This is a genomic window from Microcoleus sp. OTE_8_concoct_300, from assembly GCF_031383065.1.
Lineage (GTDB): Bacteria > Cyanobacteriota > Cyanobacteriia > Cyanobacteriales > Microcoleaceae > Microcoleus.
The window spans coordinates 1-1,827 of record NZ_JANMZH010000600.1; the positions used below are offsets into that span (position 1 = coordinate 1).

1 protein-coding gene is annotated in these 1,827 nt (G+C 43.6%); it reads left to right on the forward strand.

The genetic code is table 11. The features are described 5' to 3' along the window. The first annotated feature begins 55 nt into the window (after positions 1-55). Positions 56-1,750: a group II intron reverse transcriptase/maturase gene (ltrA, locus tag ACUVJL_RS27770; protein ID WP_445248793.1), complete on the forward strand. Its 1,695-nt coding sequence runs from the start codon at positions 56-58 to the stop codon at positions 1,748-1,750. The last annotated feature ends 77 nt before the right edge of the window (positions 1,751-1,827 follow it).

Sequence of the window (1,827 nt, forward strand, 5' to 3'; positions counted from 1 at the left end):
ACAAGCACATACATACAGGCAAACGCTCTGAGGTTTTGGAGGCTTGAGCCGGATGATGGGAAACTGTCAAGTCCGGTTCTTAGGGGAGGAGGACGCGGCGACGTGTTCCTCCTTACCCGACAAAAAGACGGCAGGAGTGGATGGGGTAAAATCCTTGTCCCCAGCAGAGCGTCTAGAACTGGCAAGGGAATTAAAGCCAACTGGCAGATCTAAACCGACAAGAAGAGTTTGGATACCAAAACCAGGAAGTAATGAAAAACGCCCACTGGGTATACCTGTAATGTACGACAGAGCTTTACAAGCCGTAGTAAAATCCGCACTTGAGCCGGAATGGGAGGCAATTTTTGAGCCAAACAGCTATGGTTTTAGACCGGGCAGGTCATGTCACGATGCGATTAAGCAGATTAAACTCTGTATTCAATATAAAGCGAAGTTTGTACTAGATGCAGACATAGCCCAGTGTTTTGACCGCATCAACCATTATGAACTACTCCAAAAGTTGAACATAAAAGGCAAAGTCAGGAGACAAGTAAAATCCTGGCTAAAATCTGGAGTAATTGACGATGGAGTGTTCACTGCAACATCTGAGGGTACGCCACAGGGTGGGGTCATTTCTCCGCTACTAGCAAACATTGCCCTCCACGGTTTGGAGCAACGCATAGAAAAAGAGTTTCCATATGATAAAGGAAAACACATAAGAAACTCATTTTCCCAATTTGGAAAACAAGTAGGCAGACCGAACACAATTCGATATGCTGATGACTTTGTAATTTTATGTGAAGAAAAAGCCGTAGTCCAAAGATGCCGAGAGATCATCTCGGAATGGTTAGCTGGCATGGGTTTAGAATTAAAATCTGAGAAGACGAGGCTAACTCACACTTTCAAGAATGAATTAAGTGAGGATGGTAAAGCTGGTTTTGACTTTCTAGGTCATCACATCCAGCAATACCCGGCTGGAAAACATCGGAGCAGTTTAAATCCGCACCGTGAGATATTAGGTTTTAACACACTCATTACCCCAAATAAGAAGTCAAGTAAGGCACACCAAGAGGAAATCGGAAGAATCATCAAAAAACATAGGTCAACGCCACAATCTGCGTTAATTAGAGACCTAAATCCTGTAATAAGGGGATGGACTTCTTTCTATACAAACTCTGACGCAAAAACCGTTAGAGAACTTGCTAAACAAGATTACCTCACATACCTGAAACTTCGACGTTGGGCAAAACGCCGTTGTGGAAGCACCAAGGCAGGACACCAACTGTATTGGCACACCATTGGCGGTAAAAACTGGGTATTCTCAACCAGAGAAAAGGGAACGAATCCCTTTCGGTTACTAACACATAGTGAATTCGAGTGTAGCAGCACCGACTATGTGAAAGTTAAAGGTGATAAAAGTCCCTACGATGGCGACCTAGTATATTGGAGTTCTAGAATGGGGAAAAATCCTGATTTGCCAAGTAGGGTATCAAAACTCCTGAAATGGCAGAAAGGGAGATGCCCTCACTGCGAATTTCTTTTCAGAAATGAAGATGTAATGGAAGTTGACCACATCATTCCCAGAGCCATTGGACGTAAGAATGATTACAAAAATCTTCAACTATTGCATCGGCATTGTCACGATGTTAAAACTAAAACCGACTTGGAATTAATCAGGAAACATAACCTGGAACTCGTATCTTCAGGAAAGAAACATCAAACAAGTCGGAAGAAGGGGAAGCCCTCAAATGACAAGAGTACACCCGAGTAGCCGTGTGCGGTGAAAATTGCAAGCACGGTTTTGAATGGGAGGGAGAAGATGGTAACATCTTCTCTCGACCCTACCCA

Coding starts and splice junctions, on each gene's coding strand:
- ltrA (WP_445248793.1), top strand. CDS start 56: ATGGGAAACTGTCAAGTCCGGTTCTTAGGGGAGGAGGACGCGGCGACG.